Origin of the sequence: Legionella erythra (genome assembly GCF_001467615.1) — a bacterium.
Classification (GTDB): domain Bacteria; phylum Pseudomonadota; class Gammaproteobacteria; order Legionellales; family Legionellaceae; genus Legionella_C; species Legionella_C erythra.
This window is the reverse complement of the sequence record NZ_LNYA01000034.1, coordinates 465244-483250: the sequence shown is the minus strand read 5'-3', so window position 1 is coordinate 483250 and position 18007 is coordinate 465244. Positions and strand designations below refer to the sequence as shown.

Below are 18007 nucleotides of genomic sequence, written 5' to 3'. Positions count from 1 at the left end.
CCACCGCTAATCGCTGAGCGTAATGCGAAGAATGGCACTAATGGCAAGGGGCAGAAAAAGACACGCCAACAGCGAGAAAGCCAGCAATAATGCAAGGTAACCACTGGCGTTCAACCCATGAATGGCTGCCTGAAGGGCAGCACTGCCAAAAATCATCACCGGGAGAGCGAGAGGCAACAGAATTAAGGCAATCAGTATCCCTTTTTGCTTAAGTCCAGTACTGAACGCCGCGGCTAAGGCGCATAGAAAAATAATCACCGGCGTTCCGGCAATCAGACTCAAGGCCAGTACCAGGGTTTCTGAGAAATGAAAAGAAAAAAGGATCGCCAGCAACGGACATAACATCAGCATGGGAATTAAATGAAGGAGCCAATGAACACTCACTTTGGCCGCGACCATAACGGGCAAATCCTGAGCGGAAATCAACCACTGTTCGATGACCCCATCGTCATAATCCTGCTGAAAAAACTTCTCTGAGGCCAACAGAAAGGCCAATAACATAGCCGTCCAAATCAATCCCGGCGCCAATTGCTGCAAAAATGCGGGCAGTGGCGTGACCGTCAAGGGGAAAAAAACCGTGATCATCAGGAAGAAAAGCGTCGTATGCAGCAGGGTGCGTGGCTGGCGCAGGTGTACGAGCCATTCACGGTGAAATTGCCTTTTAAATAGCCGTATGGCATCTGTCACAGGCAGTACTCCTGAGCCTTTTTTAAAAAAGAGGGCAATTCCTGATGAGATGTCAGGACGATCATGCCGCCGTTCTGCAAATGATTATTCATTAAGTGAACCAACAAATCCATCGCGTTATCATCAAGCGCGACCAGGGGCTCATCAAGCAGCCAGAGGGGCGCGTCAGTCATGGCCAGCCGTAACAAACTGACCCGGTGCCGTTGGCCTGCCGACAGATGCATGCAAAGCTGGTCGGCTAAATGGTGCAAACCATATTGATTGAGCAAATCCATCAAAGGCGTCTGGGCACGCGGCCAATGGGGATCAAACAGGCAATTTTCACGGACGGTTAACGCGGCGCAGAGGCCCGGTTTATGGCCTACATAACAAAGGGCTTGCTGGTAGGCCGCTTTGTTGTCTTCAATGGGCTGCCCCTGAAAGCGGATTTCACCGCTTAATGGCTCAATCAGACCGGCTAAAAGACGCAACAGGGTTGTTTTACCCGCCCCATTGCCACCGCGCAGATGCAATAACTCCCCTTTTGCAAGGACCCATTGCACACCGCTTAAGACAGGATAGTAGTCGTAGTCAAATGCCAGATTGTTCACTTCAAGCATAAGCGAGGATCTGAATAGTCAAAACGGCAGACTAACGGGAATTGCGTCTTGCCGCAAGTATTCCCATAACAAACTTGCACCAAAACATTTCCCCAGTAATAATTCTGTTTTTTCATCCAGTTTAAAGGGTAAACGATGGAATTTTTGTCTGAATACGGTTTATTTCTTCTCAAAAGCATCACCTTGGTCGTCGCCATATTGCTGGCCACGGCAGGCATATTGGCGCTTGGCCGCAACAAACGGCCCAAACTCGAGGTGGTCTCCCTAAACAAAGAGTTTAATGCGCTTAAACGGCACATGAATCACGAAATCAAAGACATTAAAGAGAAAAAACCAAAGAAAAAGAAAAAGGAAAAACTCGGCAATAAAGACAAACCCACCTTATTTGTGCTTGATTTTCATGGTGATATCAAGGCTTCTCAAACCGAGTCACTGCGCGAGGTTGTCAATGCGATATTAAGTGTTGCCGGTGAAGACGATGAAGTACTCGTTCGTCTTGAAAGCCCCGGCGGCGTCGTCAATGGCTACGGGCTTGCGGCGTCACAATTGCAACGCATTCGTGATAAAAACATCAACCTGACAGTCGCCATCGATAAAATTGCAGCCAGCGGCGGGTATTTAATGGCCTGTGTCGCCCACCGCATCATTGCAGCGCCTTTCGCCATCATTGGCTCCATTGGCGTCGTTGGCCAATTACCCAATTTTAACCGCTGGTTGAAAAAGCATAATATTGATTTTGAAATGATAACCGCGGGCGAATATAAGCGCACCTTGACGATGTTTGGCGAAAACACGGAGAAAGGCCGGCAGAAATTTCAGGAGGATCTGGAGGAAATTCATCAAGCCTTCCGTCATTATGTCCTGCAGAACCGTCAGCAACTCGACATTGATAAAGTCGCAACTGGAGAACACTGGCTCGCGAAAGATGCTTTTGACCTGCGTCTGGTCGATAGCCTTAAAACCAGTGATGAATATTTGATGGATAAAATGACCGATTACAAGGTCTTTAAACTGGTTTCGCATCAGAAGCCATCGTTGGCCGATCGGATTTTACGTCCTGCCGCCCAACTATTTCACCCCTTTGCATGAGAAACAAACCGGTCTTTTCAAATGGGTATATAATTAACTAATAACAGGCATGCACGGAGCAGATTATGAGCGATTTCAAATCAAAATTACCTGATTTTAAAGAAATGACGTCAATTGCTTCCAAATTATTTAAAGATGTGAAACAAAGCGTCAGCGAAATTATTGACGATTACAAGAAAAAACGTGAAGAAGGCGAGCCAGAAGACCAACAGTCCAAACCGGCCGCCGACAATGGGATCGTGGTGGGTAAAGCGAAAACAGCTGAATCCGTCACGGACGAACCAGCCACACCACCCCCTGCGCCCAAAAAGCCTAAGGCACCGGTGCAAGCTGCTGACTCCGTCGAACCACCCAAGGGGGAATGACTAAGCGATGCAGCCATGCTCCTCCCTGAGGAGCAATCAGGATGACGAAGCCCGTTCGGGTCGAATTAACCCGTATTTGCGCATTTTTTCTACCAAGGTCGTTCGACGCATGTTCAAATAACTGGCGGCGTGAGCGACCACCCAGTCGGATTCATCCAGAGCCTGGCTGATAATGGCCAATTCTGTTTTCACCAAATGTTCTTTTAAATCAATGCCGTCGTTGCCTGATTGGTCAGGCGACGCTATTCCCAGCAGGGTTTCACGCTCGGTTCCAAGGATACCGTGTTCGGTCTGTTCATCCATTCTGAAACGACGCGGCAAGTCGTCACGATCCACGATGCCGTTGGGATACAGAATGGTCAGACGCTCCACCAGATTGGCGAGTTCACGGACATTACCCGGCCAGTGGTAGTGGCTTAGCGTATCCAGCGCTGCCGGTAAAAGACGCACACCAGGACGATTTTCCCCTTCTACACGTGAAATCAATTCATTGAGCAACAATGGAATGTCCTCTTTTCGGGCACGTAAGGGCGGCATATCAATGGGGAATACGTTCAGGCGGTAATAGAGATCTTCACGGAATTTCCCTTCATGAATGGCCGTATCGAGGTTACGGTGAGTAGCTGCGATGATTCTGACATTGACATCAATACTGCGGTTGCTGCCAACCCGCTCAAAGCAGCGTTCCTGCAGAACCCTCAATAATTTCACCTGCATGGCCAGGGGCATGTCGCCTATTTCATCGAGAAATAACGTACCGCCATTGGCCAACTCAAAGCGCCCTTGTCTGGACGTGATTGCGCCGGTAAAGGCCCCTTTTTCATGGCCAAACAGTTCACTTTCCAGTAATTCGCTGGGGATTGCGCCACAATTAATGGGAATAAATGGCTTCCCAGCCCGGGATGATAAAGCATGAATGTTTCGCGCAACCACTTCTTTCCCCGTGCCAGACTCACCCAGTACAAGAACGCTGGCCTCGGTGCCAGCAACCTGTTCAATAAGTTTTCGTACCTGCCGGATTGATTCGCTGTTACCGACAAGACTTCGAAACAAAGGTGAATGCGTACTTTTAGACAAAGAATCCTCAGTGGCCCGATCACGAATAATTTGACACTTGTGCAAGGCTTCAAGCATCTGCGCATACGTGAATGGGAAATGCAGCATCGCAGTAATGTTTCTTGGCAGGGGCTCCCCGGTTTCTTGCGGATAATCAATGAGAATCAAAGGAAGATGAGGACAAGCTTTGGTTAGATCCTGAACAATGGCGAGACAAGTGCTAACGGTATTGCCCGCGGCAATAATAACAGCTAATACATTATCCAATGCCAGGGTTTTGGCATCATGATATCCTGCCACCACGACCTTCTTACCAATAAACTCAACAATAACACTGAGTTTATTGCGGCGTTCCGGGTGATCATCAATGACCAGGACAGTCTCATTTTCACTCATACACTTATCCTTAAGTCTAAGCTGTTATAGTTGAGTATCGGTTAGCAAGCCTCAGCCTGTCAAATAAATGACGAATATTTTTCATTGTGTCATAAATTAAACAAAACACCCTCTTTACCGCGAACACGTTATTTCATGAAAGGCATTGCATTGCGGGCCAAAGCATAATTTTTGATTGCCGAGCGCCTTTGTCGCAGGCACACAGCGCTCGATGGTAAATTTTTTCGTCTGTAAAAATCCCATACGTCGGCAAAACGATTGCGCGACGCGGCGGCCACAGCCTTTTTCACCATCATAACACCAGTCAATGCGGAAATTATCGTAACGGGGATAAACAAAACGCCTCATGGAGTAATGGTAAAATTTGGGTGGCTTTTTCGAGACGGTTCCCACACAACGGATAGTCTTAAAGCCGTTGCATTGCCATCCCTGACAACGGCCGCGACTGTCGATGTATTTGGTGACGCCAAGATTATTGGCCTTTATCGCCTGATTGGCGCGAAGATAACCCATGGTTTTGCAATAACGGTTCGCTACCGCCATGCCGCATTGGCTGCCATCCATGGTGCAGTAATCCAGACGGGCACCACGGTAATCCGGATGCCAAAAATTGCGATAATACAATTGATCGTTACCATTGGCCGACAATGCACCGGCAAACGACAGTAAAAACGCAAAAAGAATCATTTTTCGGCAAAAATTGCTCATAATCCCAATCCCTTAACAAGATAGGATCATGTTAGCCTATGCTTTCCCGCAAAAAAAGAAAAATTTCCACTCGCAGTCAAGGTCCGTGCTTTATGGTAAACTAAATGGAGAACAGAAGGTAAACCGCATGACTCACCAGCCAGCCATTGAACTTGAGGCCCTGCTCGTCAGAGCAGAGGATAATCTTCGTGCATCGCTTGGCATGCTGCAGCAGTTACCGTATGAAGACATCGCGTTACTCTCTGAGGAGCCTCTTGAGCACCGGGGACGCCTGCTCGAATTAACCTTACAATATCGTCTCGACCTGCAAAATGCCCTGTCCAGACTCATGGGCTTTGAGCCCGTTTTATTGCAGTTACTCGGTTTAGGCCCCCACTATTCTGAAAAAATTAATCTCGAACGCCTGACCTTGGCTTTAGGGCATGAGGACTTAAACCAACTGCTTTATTTACTCAGCGAGTTACTGCATTCCCTGCTTCGTATCGCCAGCCGCTATCAACAGCAGGAGAAGAATTATCGTGATGCCCACTCGCCTAAAAAAACCCATTACAAGTCATTTTACCTGGGATTACAAAAAGCCTGCGAACTGCAAAAATCAATGTTGTTGATGGTTGACGCCTTTGAGCAAACCCTTAAAAAACTGGTCAAACATGCGGCGATAGGACCCGTTCTCGATCATATAGCCGCATTACGGGGTCCCATTTCACAATTCCATCAAGCCCTGTTAAACGGTCTGGATTATTCATCAGCGCTTTATAAAAAAATTTACCCACATCTAAAACTTGAAGACGAATTGGGTAGTGTATTGATTCAGGCAGAACGTTTTTTCAAGCCGACATCCTATTCAGCGAACCTAAATAAACGGGGTGCCCCTTCTGCACACCGGCTTGAACAGCGCGCAGCCGCCAAACGGTTGGGGAATTTTTTTAACCACTAGTACACAGCAGACGTCAATAATTCATCCATACTCTGTTTTCACCTAATAGGTCTCTTAAGGATTTCAACAACTCATCATGGGGCGTTGCCTGCCACTGCGGGGCCAGACTTAAGGTCGCTGTTGCCTTATCATTTTGGTAGTGAATCTGAACAGCGCAATGCCCCTGATGAGCCCTAAGCAGGGATTGCAGGGAGGGAACAAGCGGCTTATCCTTCGGGGTAATGGACAGGATAAGGCTTCGTGCAAAGCGGGTGCGCGCCTCATCAATCGATAAAACCTGGCTTGCGGTCATTTTCACCCCGCCGCTGTAGTCATCATGGCTGATTTCTCCCTCAACCACCACAATCTGTCCAGTTTGCACATCGTTGGGCAATGCCTCATACACCTCAGAAAAGACAACAACATCCAGTTTTTTCAAGGCATCTTCCAACGCAAGAATTGTCAGTTTTTTGCCACGTTTGGTTAAAATCCGGCGAATACCGGTTACCAAGCCGCTGATCCAGGCTTTTTTACTGGTGGACGGGTTTAACTGCACGATGGGCGTGACCACGCCTTTAAACTCACGGGCATATTGATCCACCGGGTGGCCGGTCAGATAAAAGCCCAGGGTTTCCTTTTCCCCTTCAAGCCGGGTCAGTTCCGGCCAGGGATTGAACTGGACGTAATCCTCTTCCACATCATCATTATCCAGCAACGAAAATAAATCGGTTTGCCCGCTGTTTAAATTATGCTGTTTCTTTTCTGCGATTTTCAGGGCTTTTTCAAGTGAGGCAAACAGCACAGCGCGTTCCACCCCAAAATCATCGAGTGCACCGCTTTTAATCAGGGCTTCGAGCACCCGCCGGTTAACTTTGCGCAAATCGAGGCGTTGGCAGAAATTAAACAAACCGGTATAAGGACCACCCTGCTTTCGTTCTTCGACGATGACCGTGATGGCCGATTCCCCTACCCCTTTGATCGCCCCCAGACCAAAAAGAATGCATTGATCATCGGTCACGGTAAAGGGATAACTGGATCGGTTAATTGAGGGCGGCAATACCTTAAGATGCATCTCGGCGCATTCATCGATAAAAGTAACCACCTTGTCGGTGTTGTCCATGTCTGAAGACATGACAGCGGCCATAAACGCGGCGGGATAATGCGCTTTCAGCCAGGCCGTTTGATAAGCGACCAATGCATAGGCTGCCGAGTGGGATTTGTTAAACCCGTAGCCGGCAAATTTTTCCATTAAGTCAAAAATATGGGCGGCTGTGTCTTCTGGAACCCCGCGTCCTGTTGCACCCTCAATGAAAATGGCGCGCTGCTTGGCCATTTCTTCCGGCTTTTTCTTCCCCATGGCCCGACGCAGGAGATCGGCGCCGCCCAGTGTATAATTGGCTAATACCTGAGCAATCTGCATGACCTGTTCCTGATAGAGAATGACCCCATAAGTGGGTTTCAGGATGGCTTCCAGATCGGGGTGCGGGTATTCGACTTTGGCACGGCCATGCTTACGATCGATAAAGTCATCCACCATTCCCGATTGCAAGGGACCCGGGCGAAATAACGCCACCAACGCGATGATGTCTTCAAAACAATCCGGTTGCAGCCGATGAATCAACTCTTTCATGCCGCGGGATTCCAGCTGGAATACGGCGGTTGTCTGGCAGGCCTTCAGTAAATCAAAAGTTTTAGCATCATCTGTGGGGATTAGGGCAATATCAACCGGGGTTTTACTCTCACGCTGATATTGGCTATTGACTGTCTCCAGAGCCCAATCAATGATGGTCAGGGTACGAAGGCCAAGAAAGTCAAACTTGACCAAACCCACAGCTTCCACGTCATCCTTATCAAACTGACTGACAATTTGGCTCGAACCTTGTTCACAATAGATCGCAGTAAAATCTGTCAGCTGCGAGGGCGCGATAACCACCCCACCGGCGTGTTTACCTGCATTGCGGGTAATGCCTTCCAGTTTTAAAGCCAAATCAATCAGTTCCCTGACATCTTCCTCATCCTCGTAACGGCGGCGAAGCTCTTCCTCGTCTTCAAGTGCTTTACTCAGGGTGATGCCGATTTCAAACGGAATCAATTTGGCGATTTTATCGACAAAACCATAGGGATGTCCCAATACCCGGCCCACATCCCTGACCACGGCTTTGGCGGCCATGGTTCCAAACGTAATAATCTGTGAAACACTTTGTCGGCCGTATTTCTGAGCGACGTATTCAATGACCCGATCACGGCCTTCCATGCAGAAATCAATATCAAAATCAGGCATGGATACACGTTCGGGATTTAAAAAACGCTCAAACAACAACTCATACAGCAAGGGATCCAAATCGGTAATTTTCAACGCATAAGCAACGAGAGACCCCGCTCCGGAGCCGCGACCGGGGCCCACCGGTACCCCGTTTTGCTTGGCCCACTGAATAAAGTCAGCCACAATGAGAAAATAACCGGGGAAACCCATGCGGTTAATCACGTCCAATTCCACTTCAAGGCGTTTATCATAAGGCGGGCGCGAGGCGGACACGACTTCCGGGGGTTCATCCCTGAAAATTTGCAATAAACGCTCTTCCAATCCCTGGCGCGACAATTGCGACAGGTAATCTTCAATGGTCATACCGGTTGGAATTGGAAAAGAAGGCAGGTAATTATGCCCAAGCTCCAGTTTGACCGTGCAGCGTTGGCTAATAAGCACCGTGTTTTCGACAGCTTGCGGCAGGTCTTTAAAAAGCGCTGCCATTTCATCTGCTGAACGCAGGTATTGGTCCGCATGGTATTCCTGACGGCGTCTGGGATCCGCTAAAGTAAACCCATCATGAATACACACCCGGGCTTCATGGGCTTCAAAATCATCCTGGTTTAAAAAACGGACATCATTCGTGGCAACCAATGGCAAATTAAATTGTTCAGCCAATTTGACTAAACGTTCATTGTACAAAGCTTCATCCGGCCGGCCCGTTCGCTGGATTTCAAGATAAAACCGGTTGGGAAACCATTGTGCGTAGTCTCTGGCCAGTGAAACCGCTGTCTCGTCATCGCCAAGCAACAGGGCTTTCCCTATGGCGCCGGCGCGACCACCAGACAGGGCTATCAATCCATCGGCATACTCGTTTAACCAGTTAATCTGCACACGCGGTTGCCCCTGATACTGCCCCTCCTGATAAGCCTTGGACACTAGACAGGTTAGGTTGCGGTAACCCGTTTCATTCTGACAAAGGAGAACCAGGGAGAATAATTGCTCGGGATTTTCCGGATCATGACAAGGCAAGTCGCTGCCAATGATAGGTTTTACTCCCTGACTGATGGCCGTGGTAAACACTTTTACCGCCGCAAACAAATTGCAGTAATCAGTAACCGCCACGGCGTTCATACCGCGCTCAACCACAGCTTTCATTAACGGTTTGATACGGACCAGGCCATCGATCATGGAAAATTCAGTATGGACGCGCAGATGAACGAATCGCGATTGCATGCTTGTTTTTCTTTTTAAACGGAATCAGGGAACTCTACCGAACTCATGCAGGTAGAGCAAGTCTTCGTCTCTTGGGCGTCACTTCGAAATCGCCTCTAATCATTAGAGACGATTCATTTGCCGTTTGCGATAGAGATTCATCATAAAAAGAATCAGGCCTGCAATCATCATCCAGGACAGCAGCGCGATGGGTAAACCATGCCCCATGAACAGGCTGGCTAATAGACCGCCAATAAGCAATCCACGTAAAAAACCGCGCTGTTTATTGACTATTGCTTTGCTCTTCAAATCCTGCGTGCTTTTTTTAGTAAACAGGGAAGAAAACGATGTTTTAGACCGCCCCATGCCCATAAAGCGTCCGCCAAAGCGTTTAGCCGCAGCATCATTGACAGCCACTCCAAACGACAACATCACCACCAGTATAGCCGTAAACCATTTATTCATTGAAAAGCCTCATATCATGTTAGCAGGCCATTCTATCACATCCTGCCCCAGGCATGACAATGCCATAAAAAAGCACTTTTTTAACAATTTTTGTTAGGAAACACCTCTATATTTACATAATTTTAATGCTTTGCTTAAGGATAAATTAAGACTTCAGCACTACCATGGTGTTTATCGGAAATAAAAAATCAACATCAATAGGCCAACGGATTGCCATAACCAGAGGGCTTATTATGAGTGCTAATCCAAATGATGTGAGTAGCCAGATTAAAAAAGACAGCGGCACCAAGGAAAAATCCCCGTTCAGACTCTTGCCAGCCACGCCACAGGAACTGTTGCGTAATCCGTATGTCGAAGGGGTGATCCGGGTTTTTGGCACCAGTGTTGCCGTCGCCACCATTCTACACCCCATGGATGTGCTAATGACCCGTTTTCGCTCACAAGGCTATGCACCCATGATGGCTAACCACCAGTTTTTTACGAAATTATTTACAGGCTACTTAACGACACAAAAACAGGCAGCGCTTAAAAACATGGTGATTGCCAACAAGGAAAAAGTGAATGAGCATGTCGGGGACATGATGGGTGAACATGAGAACACAGCCTTTAAAAAATACGGCGAGATGTTGGCCACTACCATCATCGTGGGCGGAATTGACACGATTCTGACCCAATATTATGCCAATAAACGCATACTTGATGCCCTGGGCGACAAGATTGAGCTTTCGTTGCGTCAAAAGATGAAATTTGCCAAAGAAGGCATGCTAACGCGGGGAGGACGCAATTTTACAACTACCTTAGCCTGCATCGCGGCTACAACGACACTCAGCGAATTCATTGATCCTTTTATTCCCAAAAACGACCATGTATTCGCCCATACTGCAGCGACCTCCCTGATTTCTGGATTTGCCATTTCGCCATTTGCCAGTGTTTTAGACAATGTCTATCAGGAAAAAATTCGCCAGATCAACAAAGGCACATTGAAAACACCGCCTCTAACGGACATGTTCATCAGTTTGTGGCAGCAAGGCGGCGTCAAACGATTGGTTCGGGGTGCCGGATTGGGGGGCTTATATAACGTCGTCGCCTTTGGTGTAATTAATGGCATAGCGGAGGTCATGAATACTCACCTCTTCCCGCGCCAGAATACAGGCCCTGTCAGTCAACAGGGTCCCTTTTTCGCACCGGACAGGAAGAAAGAACCCAAAGCCATCATGGCTGCAGAAGAAACAGTCGATGCACCGCTGACGCCCCCCACCTCCGGAAAGCCATAACAAGCCCATGCCGGATGAGGCTTAGCGGGGTCGAGAAAGATTCTCTTCTTGAGCAGGGGCGTTATCGCGCCCCGGTGCTTTAGACTGGCCGGTTGAACGACTGGCTACATAACCCAGAATCAGACTTTGCGCACCCAAATTGAGCAGGGCCATGGCCGTTTCAGGCTTTGGTTTAAAAAAACGCAGCATCATGCACCTTTAAGACAATCAAACCAGCGATTATACCCTGTTCCGCTTTTTGGTACATACACCTATCAAAGGTGAGCCTGATGCGGGTCAAATGCATCCCTCACCGCATCGGCAAACAGATTACTTGACAATACCAGAGTGAACATGAAAACAAAGGCAGCGAGCATCGGCCACCACACCACCGGTTCACGGGCCAACTCAAGGCGTGCACCATTAATCATATTTCCCCAGCTAATCGTCATCGGCGACACGCCGACGCCAACATAAGACAAGACGGCTTCTGCCAGCACCAGAAAACTGAAATCGAGCACCAGCGTAATCACCACGATGTGCATGACATTGGGCAGCAGGTGCTTCTGAAGTATACGGAAAGAACTGCTCCCCAACGCCCGGGCGGCCATCACATAATCTATTTCCCGCAATTTCAGGGCTTCGGCCCGTAACAAGCGGCAAAGGCTGGTCCAACTGGTCACCCCAAGGATAAGACACAGCGCAAATAAACGGGCATCGGCACTTTCATGCAGCGTCGCAAACCGTTCGGGATGATTAGCAATGTAGGTTTGCATCGACAGCACGGAGGCGGTAATCAGCAATACGCCGGGGATGGAGCTTAGAGTTGTGTAGATGTACTGAATCACATCATCGATAATCCCGCCAAAATAACCGGCAGCAATGCCTAACAACAGGGCCAGGGGCAACATGAACAAGGTGGTGAGTATGCCAATGACCAAGCCGGTACGTATGCTTTTAATGGTGTAATAAAAAATATCCTGTCCAATTTTGCCCGTACCAAACAAGTGCAGATGCCGCGAAATCCAGTAGCAGGCAAAAGTCACCAAAAGGCATAAAAACAAAACCAGCAGGGGTAAAGCATGGCGCCGTTGAGGCAGCCAGGGCCGTTTGAACCTAAGCCCCGCGATAAAAACAAGCCAGACCAAAACTGTGGCAAGCATGGCCGTGCCTACAGCTTTAAGCAGCACCGTACTTAAGAATCGCTCTTTTTCTTTCTGGTTATGAATGGTTGATGCAGGGTATTGCAAGCGTGGGTAAATCTGTTGGGCTTTACCATCAACCAGCACCGTTTCCGTGCTGTATAAATTTAAGGCGAGCGGTGCGGAATAGGTTTTTTCATAGGTTTGCCCAAGGGGGGCCAATATCCGTTCCAAAAGCGTACTGGCTTTACCGTTTTCACTCAAACCCTGACCGGCGTTATCCCGCAGGTGGATTGAATCGAGTATGCCTATCACTAAAAAAAAGCTTAAAACAATACCCGCACTGACAGATAAAGGTTTCCTGAATAATTGTTTAAAGGCACGGCGGTTGTGCTCCCGGCGCAAGCTGTATAAGGTAAGCAGTGCCCCAATTATCAGCACGCCAAGAAAACATTGATCAGTCCATAATAATGTTATCATCAACCCAACCTCACACGTGGATCAACCAGGGTGTAGGACATATCCGTCAGAATAAGACCAATGATGTATAAAATCGATCCTAAAAATACCATGGCCCTGACAATGGCAAAATCCTGCTGCTGGATTGCGTCAATGATATAACTGCCCAATCCCGGCACGCCAAAAAACGATTCAAGAACAAGGCTTCCCATAAACAGAGAAGGAATAATAACCACTACCCCGGTAAGAATCGGCAGCATGGCGTTTTTTAACACATGGCGGAACAACACTCTGATTTCCGACAGGCCTTTTGCCCGTGCGGTTTTAACATAGTCGCGATTCATTTCTTCCAAAAACAGGGTGCGATACCACCGCGCACCGGCGCCAAGCCCTCCAATGACAGCCACAATCACAGGCAAGGCAATGAATTTAATGCTTTCAACACCGCCATCATAACCTGAGATAGGCACCCATTTTAACAGTTTGCCAAAAAGATATTGGCCGCCGATGATATAAAAAAGACTGGAAATGGACATGAGAATAATACAAAGCACCACGCCGCTGATGTCAAGGTAGGTGGAGCGGAAAAATGCCATGGCCATGGCAAAAACAATGTCGACCAGCATCCCGATTAACAACACCGGCAAGGCAATGGCAAGGCTTGGCCACATGCGGTGGGAAATATCGTAACTGATATCCCTGCCCTCATCGGAAACGCCAAAATCAAAGGAAAAAAGACGCAAGGATTTTTCAAAAAACAAAGTATCCGTAAACTGGCTAAAGCCCTGTTTCTGATCATTATAAAAAAGGGGCAAATCATAACCATGCTGGACTTTCCATTGCTGGATGGCTTCCTGCTTGATGTGTTTCTGGCCGAGGTGCATGCGCGCCATGTCGTCCGGTGAATTGACCATAAAAAACAGGGCGAAGGTAATAAGGTTAATTCCAAGTAAAATGGGGATTGTATAGACAAGACGCCTGAATAAGTAAGCAATCATGCCTGCATTCTCCTCGCCATTTGCTGCTCTTTTTTCTGATAAGCGAAGAGCAGGGGCAAAAAGACCAACACAAAAAAGACCAGGAATACGCCCAAGGGCCAGAACACAGGCTGATTCCACTCCCGTCGATAGTTGTTGCGTTCAGCAACATTCACAGCCAGATACTTCAACAAATCCACATTGAATGCACCAGGCTTGGTGGGGGATATCCACTGATGCGACAGGGTCATGGTCTCACTGTTAATGCCAAAAGCCCAGGGCGCGTCATGCCGGACAATGTTCACCATGCGATCGATGATTTTCATGCGCTCCTCATCACTGGGGCGGTTTTTCATCTCGTCAAACAAACGATCATATTCTTTATCTTCATAGTTTGACGCGTTTTCCCCCCCGTATTTTACTTTGCCGTTACGGCCATACAGCATAAATAAAAAATTTTCAGGGTCCGGATAATCGGCATTCCACCCCCAACTAAAAATCTGGGCATTGCCATCACGCATTTTTTCCTGAAACCGATTGTATTGGGTCCCGCGAATGTTTAAATCAATGCCGATTTTAGCGAATTGTTTAATCATCCAGTCAAGTACAGCCTTATCATCAGGCCCGCCAGCGACTGGCACGTCGTAATGCAAAATTAAATGCCGCCCGGTTTCAGGATTAATCCCGTCGGGATAACCAGCCTGACGCATCAGTGCCCGGGCTTCTTCAAGGGTGCGGCGTTGCGGTGATTTTCCGTCCCAGGTGTACACATAGGGGTTAATGCCTTCCTTGCCCTGACGGTAGCCAAAAATACCCGGGGGGATGGGGCCTTGCGCGGCCTGACCGCGACCATTAAAAAAAATGGCGATATTCTCATCAAAATTAACCGCGATGGAAATCGCCAGCCGCAATTTCCGCGCCCGTTCGCTTGACCCGCCAACCACCGGATCACGCATGTTAAAACCCAGGTAATAAATGGTAGGATCGATGGTCTGGGTAAGCCGAATCTGTTTGGCTTTCATGCTGTCAGTCAGCGACGGCTCGCCGGTGTCACCTATCTGAATGGCCTGATCAAAACTATCTGCAGAAATACCGGATAAATCATAATAGCCTTGCAAAAATTTGTTCCAACGCGGGATGGTTTCTTTTTCAAGAGTATAAATGGCCTTGTCGATCAGCGGCAGGGGTTGACCTGCATGGGCCAAATACCCCGCTTTTTTATCATCATCGGTTCCCTCGCTGTTAAATATTTCCTGCGCATAGTTCGGGTTTTTCTGCAGCACCATTTGCCGATTGGGATTATTTTCGACCAGCATGAATGGCCCCGTACCGATGGGATACCAATCAAAAGTAAGGTTTTTATCATCCATATTGGCTTGACTGTAAAATTGATCCGCCTCCCAGGGGATAGGCGAAAAAAAGGGCATGGCCAACCAGAATAAAAATTGCGGGTATTGCCCCTTTAAAGTTATTTCGAAAGTGTAATCATCGATTTTTTTGACGCCTTCCAGCGGGTAGTTCCGCAAATCAAGAAAAACCCCACGCTTAACCGGAGGCAATGAGGCGGCAAACGCTTTAAACCCGACAATGTGCTCACTCATCAATCCGTAAATGGATGAACTCACTGCAGGCGATGCCAGCCGTTTGATTTCATAAATATAATCATCGGCCACCAATTCCCGCGTTCCAGTTTCAGGGAAATCCGACAGCTTGCTGATGTCGTTGTCGTCAAGAAAATCAGCGGGCAACTCAAGGTACATATACTGACCGTTTTTATCTTTGGCCAGAGCCGGATGCGGTTGATAGAAAATACCGTGCTTGATCTCAATGGTGTACACGCTGTAAGCCGCATCCGCGGCCTCACTCGGCGGTAATGGGTTATGGTTTTTATCGAGGTAGCGGACTATCGGCATGGAGGCCGCGCTTCGCGGGATTAATTCATAAGGGCGTTTCAGGTAGTCGTATTTAAGCGGCGGCTCATAAATCTGCCCGATAAACTGGTATTCATTACTGGAATAGGAACGCGCGGGATCAAGGGTTTTAGGCTGCTCTTCAAACGAAGAATAATAAATTTTTTCCTGGGACTCACTTTCCGGATAAGGGTCATTCAAGACAAGACACCAGACAGGCGGCGTCAACAACAGGAAGATACATGACAAAAGAAGGCGCCGGCTTTTGTATCGTATGTCCAAGTGATTGAATCCTTTCCCTAAAATGACCATGGTCCGGTTACTATGATGGGAGCACCTGCTGCGTTAGTCAAGACAGCAGGTTAAGAAATTCCTGCTCATTCAAGACAGTTACCCCAAGATCCATGGCTTTATCGAGTTTGGACCCCGCCTCAGCCCCGGCAATGACATAATCCGTTTTCGCCGACACGCTGCCTGCCACTTTGGCGCCCAAAGACTGAAGCCTGGCTTTGGCGTCTTCGCGGCCCATGCTGCTTAACGTGCCGGTTAAGACCATGGTTTTACCAAAGAAGGGGTGCGTACTGTCCACCGTTTTGGGGCTGGCAATTGGCCAGTGGATGCCTGCCGTCAACAGTTTGTTAATAACCAGGACATTATGCTCCTGGGCAAAAAACTGCACAACATGGTGGGCGACAACAGGACCAATGTCTTTAAGCGCGAGCAATTGATCCATTGTCGCGGCTTTGAGGTTGTCAATCGTCTGAAATTCATCGGCTAAAACCTGGGCACTGACTTCACCAATTTCACGAATCCCTAAGGCATAAAGGAAACGACGAAACGTGGTGGTTTTACTCTTCTCCAATGATTGTAATAAATTTTCTGCTGATTTAAGCCCCATGCGCGGCAAGGCCGCAACCTGCATGACATCAAGGCTGTAAAGATCGCCCACATCATGAATCAATTTTTCTTCCACCAATTGATCAATGATGACGCGGCCAAGCCCATCAATGCCCATGGCACGCCGTGATGCGAAATGCCAGATCATGCGTTTTAGCTGCGCGGCGCAAAACAAACCACCCGTGCAACGGGCAACAGCCTCCCCCTCCTCCCGGACCACATCCGCTCCGCAAACCGGGCAATGAGGCGGCAATTCAATGGGTTTGATATCCTGAGGACGCTTTTCCATAACCACCGAGACCACCTCCGGAATCACGTCACCGGCGCGACGGATGATGACCGTATCGCCAAGATGAATATCCTTACGCGTGATTTCGTCCATGTTGTGCAGGGTGGCATTGCTGACCGTCACCCCTGAAACCATCACAGGCTTCAGGCGAGCCACCGGGGTCAGGGCCCCGGTTCGCCCAACCTGAAAATCAACCGCAATGATTTGGGTCATTTCTTCCTGCGCGGGGTATTTGTGGGCGCAGGCAAAGCGTGGGGCACGCGCCACAAAGCCCAGTTTTTTCTGCAAGGGAATACTATCCAGTTTATACACCACGCCATCGATCTCATATGGTAATGAATCACGGCGCTTCGCCATGGCATGGTAATAATCCAGACAACCCTCAATACCCTTGAGCCGTTGACTCTCGGCTGACACACGAAAACCCATGGTTTTAAGCCATTGCAATTGCTCGAAATGCGTGTCGGGTAATGACGCGCCCTCGCATTCGCCGATGCCATAGCAATAAATGTCCAGCGGACGGCTTGCGGTAATGGCCGCGTTAAGCTGACGCAGGCTGCCAGCGGCAGCATTACGCGGATTGGCAAAGGTTTTTTCTCCCAACTGTTTCGCTTTTTCGTTCATCGCTTCAAAGCCGGCTTTCGGCATGAAGACTTCCCCGCGTATTTCCACGAGCGCAGGCGGATTGGCGCTATGCAATTTCAAAGGCACCGCCGCAATGGTTTTAATGTTATTGGTGATGTTTTCACCCACCGCGCCATCACCACGGGTTGCGGCAGACACCAGCAGGCCGTTCTCGTAAGTCAGGTTGACCGCCAGGCCATCGAGCTTCAACTCCCCAGTAAAGATAAGGCTCGCCGGATCACAGGCGAGGCGGTCGGCGACCCGTTTGAAAAAAGCATGCAACTCCTCATCCGTAAACACGTTGCCTAAGGATAACATCGGCACGCGATGAGCAACCGGTTCAAAAGCAACAGCGGCATGACCGCCTACCCGCTGCGTGGGTGAATCCGGTGTAACCAGTTGAGGATATTCTTTCTCCAACTGCTGTAAATTTTTAAAACAACGGTCGTATTCACTGTCCGGGACCAATGGATTATCAAGCACATAATAGTGATAATCATACTGTCTGATTTTCTCACGAAGCGCATCAAGGGTTTGAACAATCTCGTCCTGAGTTTTTAGCGTCTCTGTCATTGGATCAATTCATCGAAAATAAAAACCAAAGTCTAGCATAATTATTAGTAAGGCACAGTCAAGCGCCTAGGATTAAAGACCTTAATCCTAACGGAAAAATACGCACATTACGCAAGGGTTCATGCGACTTTTTTTCTTGCCG

15 protein-coding genes are annotated in these 18007 nt (G+C 48.5%); 4 read left to right on the top strand and 11 right to left on the bottom strand.

All coding sequences use genetic code 11. The features are described from left to right. Positions 1 to 6: 6 nt before the first annotated feature. Both ccmB and ccmA read right to left on the bottom strand, forming a co-directional pair. Positions 7 to 687, bottom strand: a complete 681-nt coding sequence (gene ccmB / locus Lery_RS13465) for a heme exporter protein CcmB (protein ID WP_058527745.1) — start codon at positions 685 to 687, stop codon at positions 7 to 9. Further along, positions 684 to 1286: a cytochrome c biogenesis heme-transporting ATPase CcmA gene (gene ccmA / locus Lery_RS13460; RefSeq protein WP_058527744.1), complete on the bottom strand. Its 603-nt coding sequence runs from the start codon at positions 1284 to 1286 to the stop codon at positions 684 to 686. The genes ccmB and ccmA overlap by 4 nt, the downstream gene beginning before the upstream one ends. A 135-nt stretch (positions 1287 to 1421) precedes the next feature. On the opposite strand from ccmA, the gene sohB reads away from it, so the two are divergent. Both sohB and Lery_RS13450 read left to right on the top strand, forming a co-directional pair. Next, positions 1422 to 2375 (top strand): protease SohB, encoded by a 954-nt coding sequence (sohB, locus tag Lery_RS13455; protein ID WP_058527743.1) that lies wholly within the window; start codon positions 1422 to 1424, stop codon positions 2373 to 2375. Between the two features lie 65 nt (positions 2376 to 2440). Next, positions 2441 to 2740 carry a hypothetical protein gene (locus tag Lery_RS13450; RefSeq protein WP_058527742.1) on the top strand — a complete coding sequence of 100 codons (300 nt, stop codon included), beginning with the start codon at positions 2441 to 2443 and terminating at the stop codon, positions 2738 to 2740. 36 nt (positions 2741 to 2776) lie between these two features. On the opposite strand, the gene Lery_RS13445 is transcribed toward Lery_RS13450, so the two are convergent. Beyond that, on the bottom strand, positions 2777 to 4192 hold the full coding sequence (locus Lery_RS13445; protein ID WP_058527741.1) for a sigma-54 dependent transcriptional regulator: 1416 nt from the start codon (positions 4190 to 4192) through the stop codon (positions 2777 to 2779). A 114-nt stretch (positions 4193 to 4306) separates the two neighbouring features. Further along, entirely contained in the window at positions 4307 to 4900 is a 594-nt protein-coding gene (locus Lery_RS13440) for a hypothetical protein (protein ID WP_058527740.1), read from the bottom strand. Positions 4901 to 5027: 127 nt separating this feature from the next. Here Lery_RS13440 and Lery_RS13435 point away from each other — a divergent pair, with 127 nt between their 5' ends. Beyond that, positions 5028 to 5837 carry a hypothetical protein gene (locus tag Lery_RS13435; protein WP_131751083.1) on the top strand — a complete coding sequence of 270 codons (810 nt, stop codon included), beginning with the start codon at positions 5028 to 5030 and terminating at the stop codon, positions 5835 to 5837. Positions 5838 to 5850: 13 nt separating this feature from the next. Here Lery_RS13435 and dnaE read toward each other — a convergent pair whose 3' ends face one another. Both dnaE and Lery_RS13425 read right to left on the bottom strand, forming a co-directional pair. After that, entirely contained in the window at positions 5851 to 9297 is a 3447-nt protein-coding gene (dnaE, locus tag Lery_RS13430) for a DNA polymerase III subunit alpha (RefSeq protein ID WP_058527738.1), read from the bottom strand. 102 nt (positions 9298 to 9399) lie between these two features. Then, positions 9400 to 9741 carry a hypothetical protein gene (locus Lery_RS13425; protein WP_058527737.1) on the bottom strand — a complete coding sequence of 114 codons (342 nt, stop codon included), beginning with the start codon at positions 9739 to 9741 and terminating at the stop codon, positions 9400 to 9402. Between the two features lie 233 nt (positions 9742 to 9974). Between Lery_RS13425 and Lery_RS13420 the strand changes: the two genes are divergently transcribed. After that, complete coding sequence (locus Lery_RS13420; protein WP_131751085.1) at positions 9975 to 11015, top strand: hypothetical protein; 1041 nt, start codon at positions 9975 to 9977, stop codon at positions 11013 to 11015. A 21-nt stretch (positions 11016 to 11036) separates the two neighbouring features. Here the strand turns inward: Lery_RS13420 and Lery_RS15380 are convergent, their stop codons facing one another. The 5 genes from Lery_RS15380 to ligA all read right to left on the bottom strand — a co-directional run bounded on the left by Lery_RS15380 (position 11037) and on the right by ligA (position 17865). Then, a complete protein-coding gene (locus tag Lery_RS15380) occupies positions 11037 to 11207 on the bottom strand; it encodes a hypothetical protein (protein WP_162262971.1) in 171 nt (56 codons plus the stop codon). Positions 11208 to 11269: 62 nt separating this feature from the next. Further along, on the bottom strand, positions 11270 to 12619 hold the full coding sequence (locus tag Lery_RS13415) for an ABC transporter permease (protein ID WP_058527735.1): 1350 nt from the start codon (positions 12617 to 12619) through the stop codon (positions 11270 to 11272). Next, positions 12616 to 13593 carry an ABC transporter permease gene (locus Lery_RS13410; protein WP_058527734.1) on the bottom strand — a complete coding sequence of 326 codons (978 nt, stop codon included), beginning with the start codon at positions 13591 to 13593 and terminating at the stop codon, positions 12616 to 12618. Before Lery_RS13410 ends, Lery_RS13415 begins: the two co-directional genes overlap by 4 nt. After that, a complete protein-coding gene (locus Lery_RS13405; RefSeq protein ID WP_420324170.1) occupies positions 13590 to 15764 on the bottom strand; it encodes an ABC transporter substrate-binding protein in 2175 nt (724 codons plus the stop codon). The genes Lery_RS13410 and Lery_RS13405 overlap by 4 nt, the downstream gene beginning before the upstream one ends. A gap of 67 nt (positions 15765 to 15831) precedes the next feature. Beyond that, positions 15832 to 17865, bottom strand: a complete 2034-nt coding sequence (gene ligA, locus Lery_RS13400) for an NAD-dependent DNA ligase LigA (protein WP_058527732.1) — start codon at positions 17863 to 17865, stop codon at positions 15832 to 15834. Between the last annotated feature and the right edge of the window lie 142 nt (positions 17866 to 18007).

Bases quoted from the DNA above. Each gene is read 5' to 3' on its own strand.
- ccmA (WP_058527744.1), bottom strand. From the start codon at position 1,286: ATGCTTGAAGTGAACAATCTGGCATTTGACTACGACTACTATCCTGTC.
- sohB (WP_058527743.1), top strand. From the start codon at position 1,422: ATGGAATTTTTGTCTGAATACGGTTTATTTCTTCTCAAAAGCATCACC.
- Lery_RS13450 (WP_058527742.1), top strand. From the start codon at position 2,441: ATGAGCGATTTCAAATCAAAATTACCTGATTTTAAAGAAATGACGTCA.
- Lery_RS13445 (WP_058527741.1), bottom strand. From the start codon at position 4,192: ATGAGTGAAAATGAGACTGTCCTGGTCATTGATGATCACCCGGAACGC.
- Lery_RS13440 (WP_058527740.1), bottom strand. From the start codon at position 4,900: ATGAGCAATTTTTGCCGAAAAATGATTCTTTTTGCGTTTTTACTGTCG.
- Lery_RS13435 (WP_131751083.1), top strand. From the start codon at position 5,028: ATGACTCACCAGCCAGCCATTGAACTTGAGGCCCTGCTCGTCAGAGCA.
- dnaE (WP_058527738.1), bottom strand. From the start codon at position 9,297: ATGCAATCGCGATTCGTTCATCTGCGCGTCCATACTGAATTTTCCATG.
- Lery_RS13425 (WP_058527737.1), bottom strand. From the start codon at position 9,741: ATGAATAAATGGTTTACGGCTATACTGGTGGTGATGTTGTCGTTTGGA.
- Lery_RS13420 (WP_131751085.1), top strand. From the start codon at position 9,975: ATGAGTGCTAATCCAAATGATGTGAGTAGCCAGATTAAAAAAGACAGC.
- Lery_RS15380 (WP_162262971.1), bottom strand. From the start codon at position 11,207: ATGATGCTGCGTTTTTTTAAACCAAAGCCTGAAACGGCCATGGCCCTG.
- Lery_RS13410 (WP_058527734.1), bottom strand. From the start codon at position 13,593: ATGATTGCTTACTTATTCAGGCGTCTTGTCTATACAATCCCCATTTTA.
- ligA (WP_058527732.1), bottom strand. From the start codon at position 17,865: ATGACAGAGACGCTAAAAACTCAGGACGAGATTGTTCAAACCCTTGAT.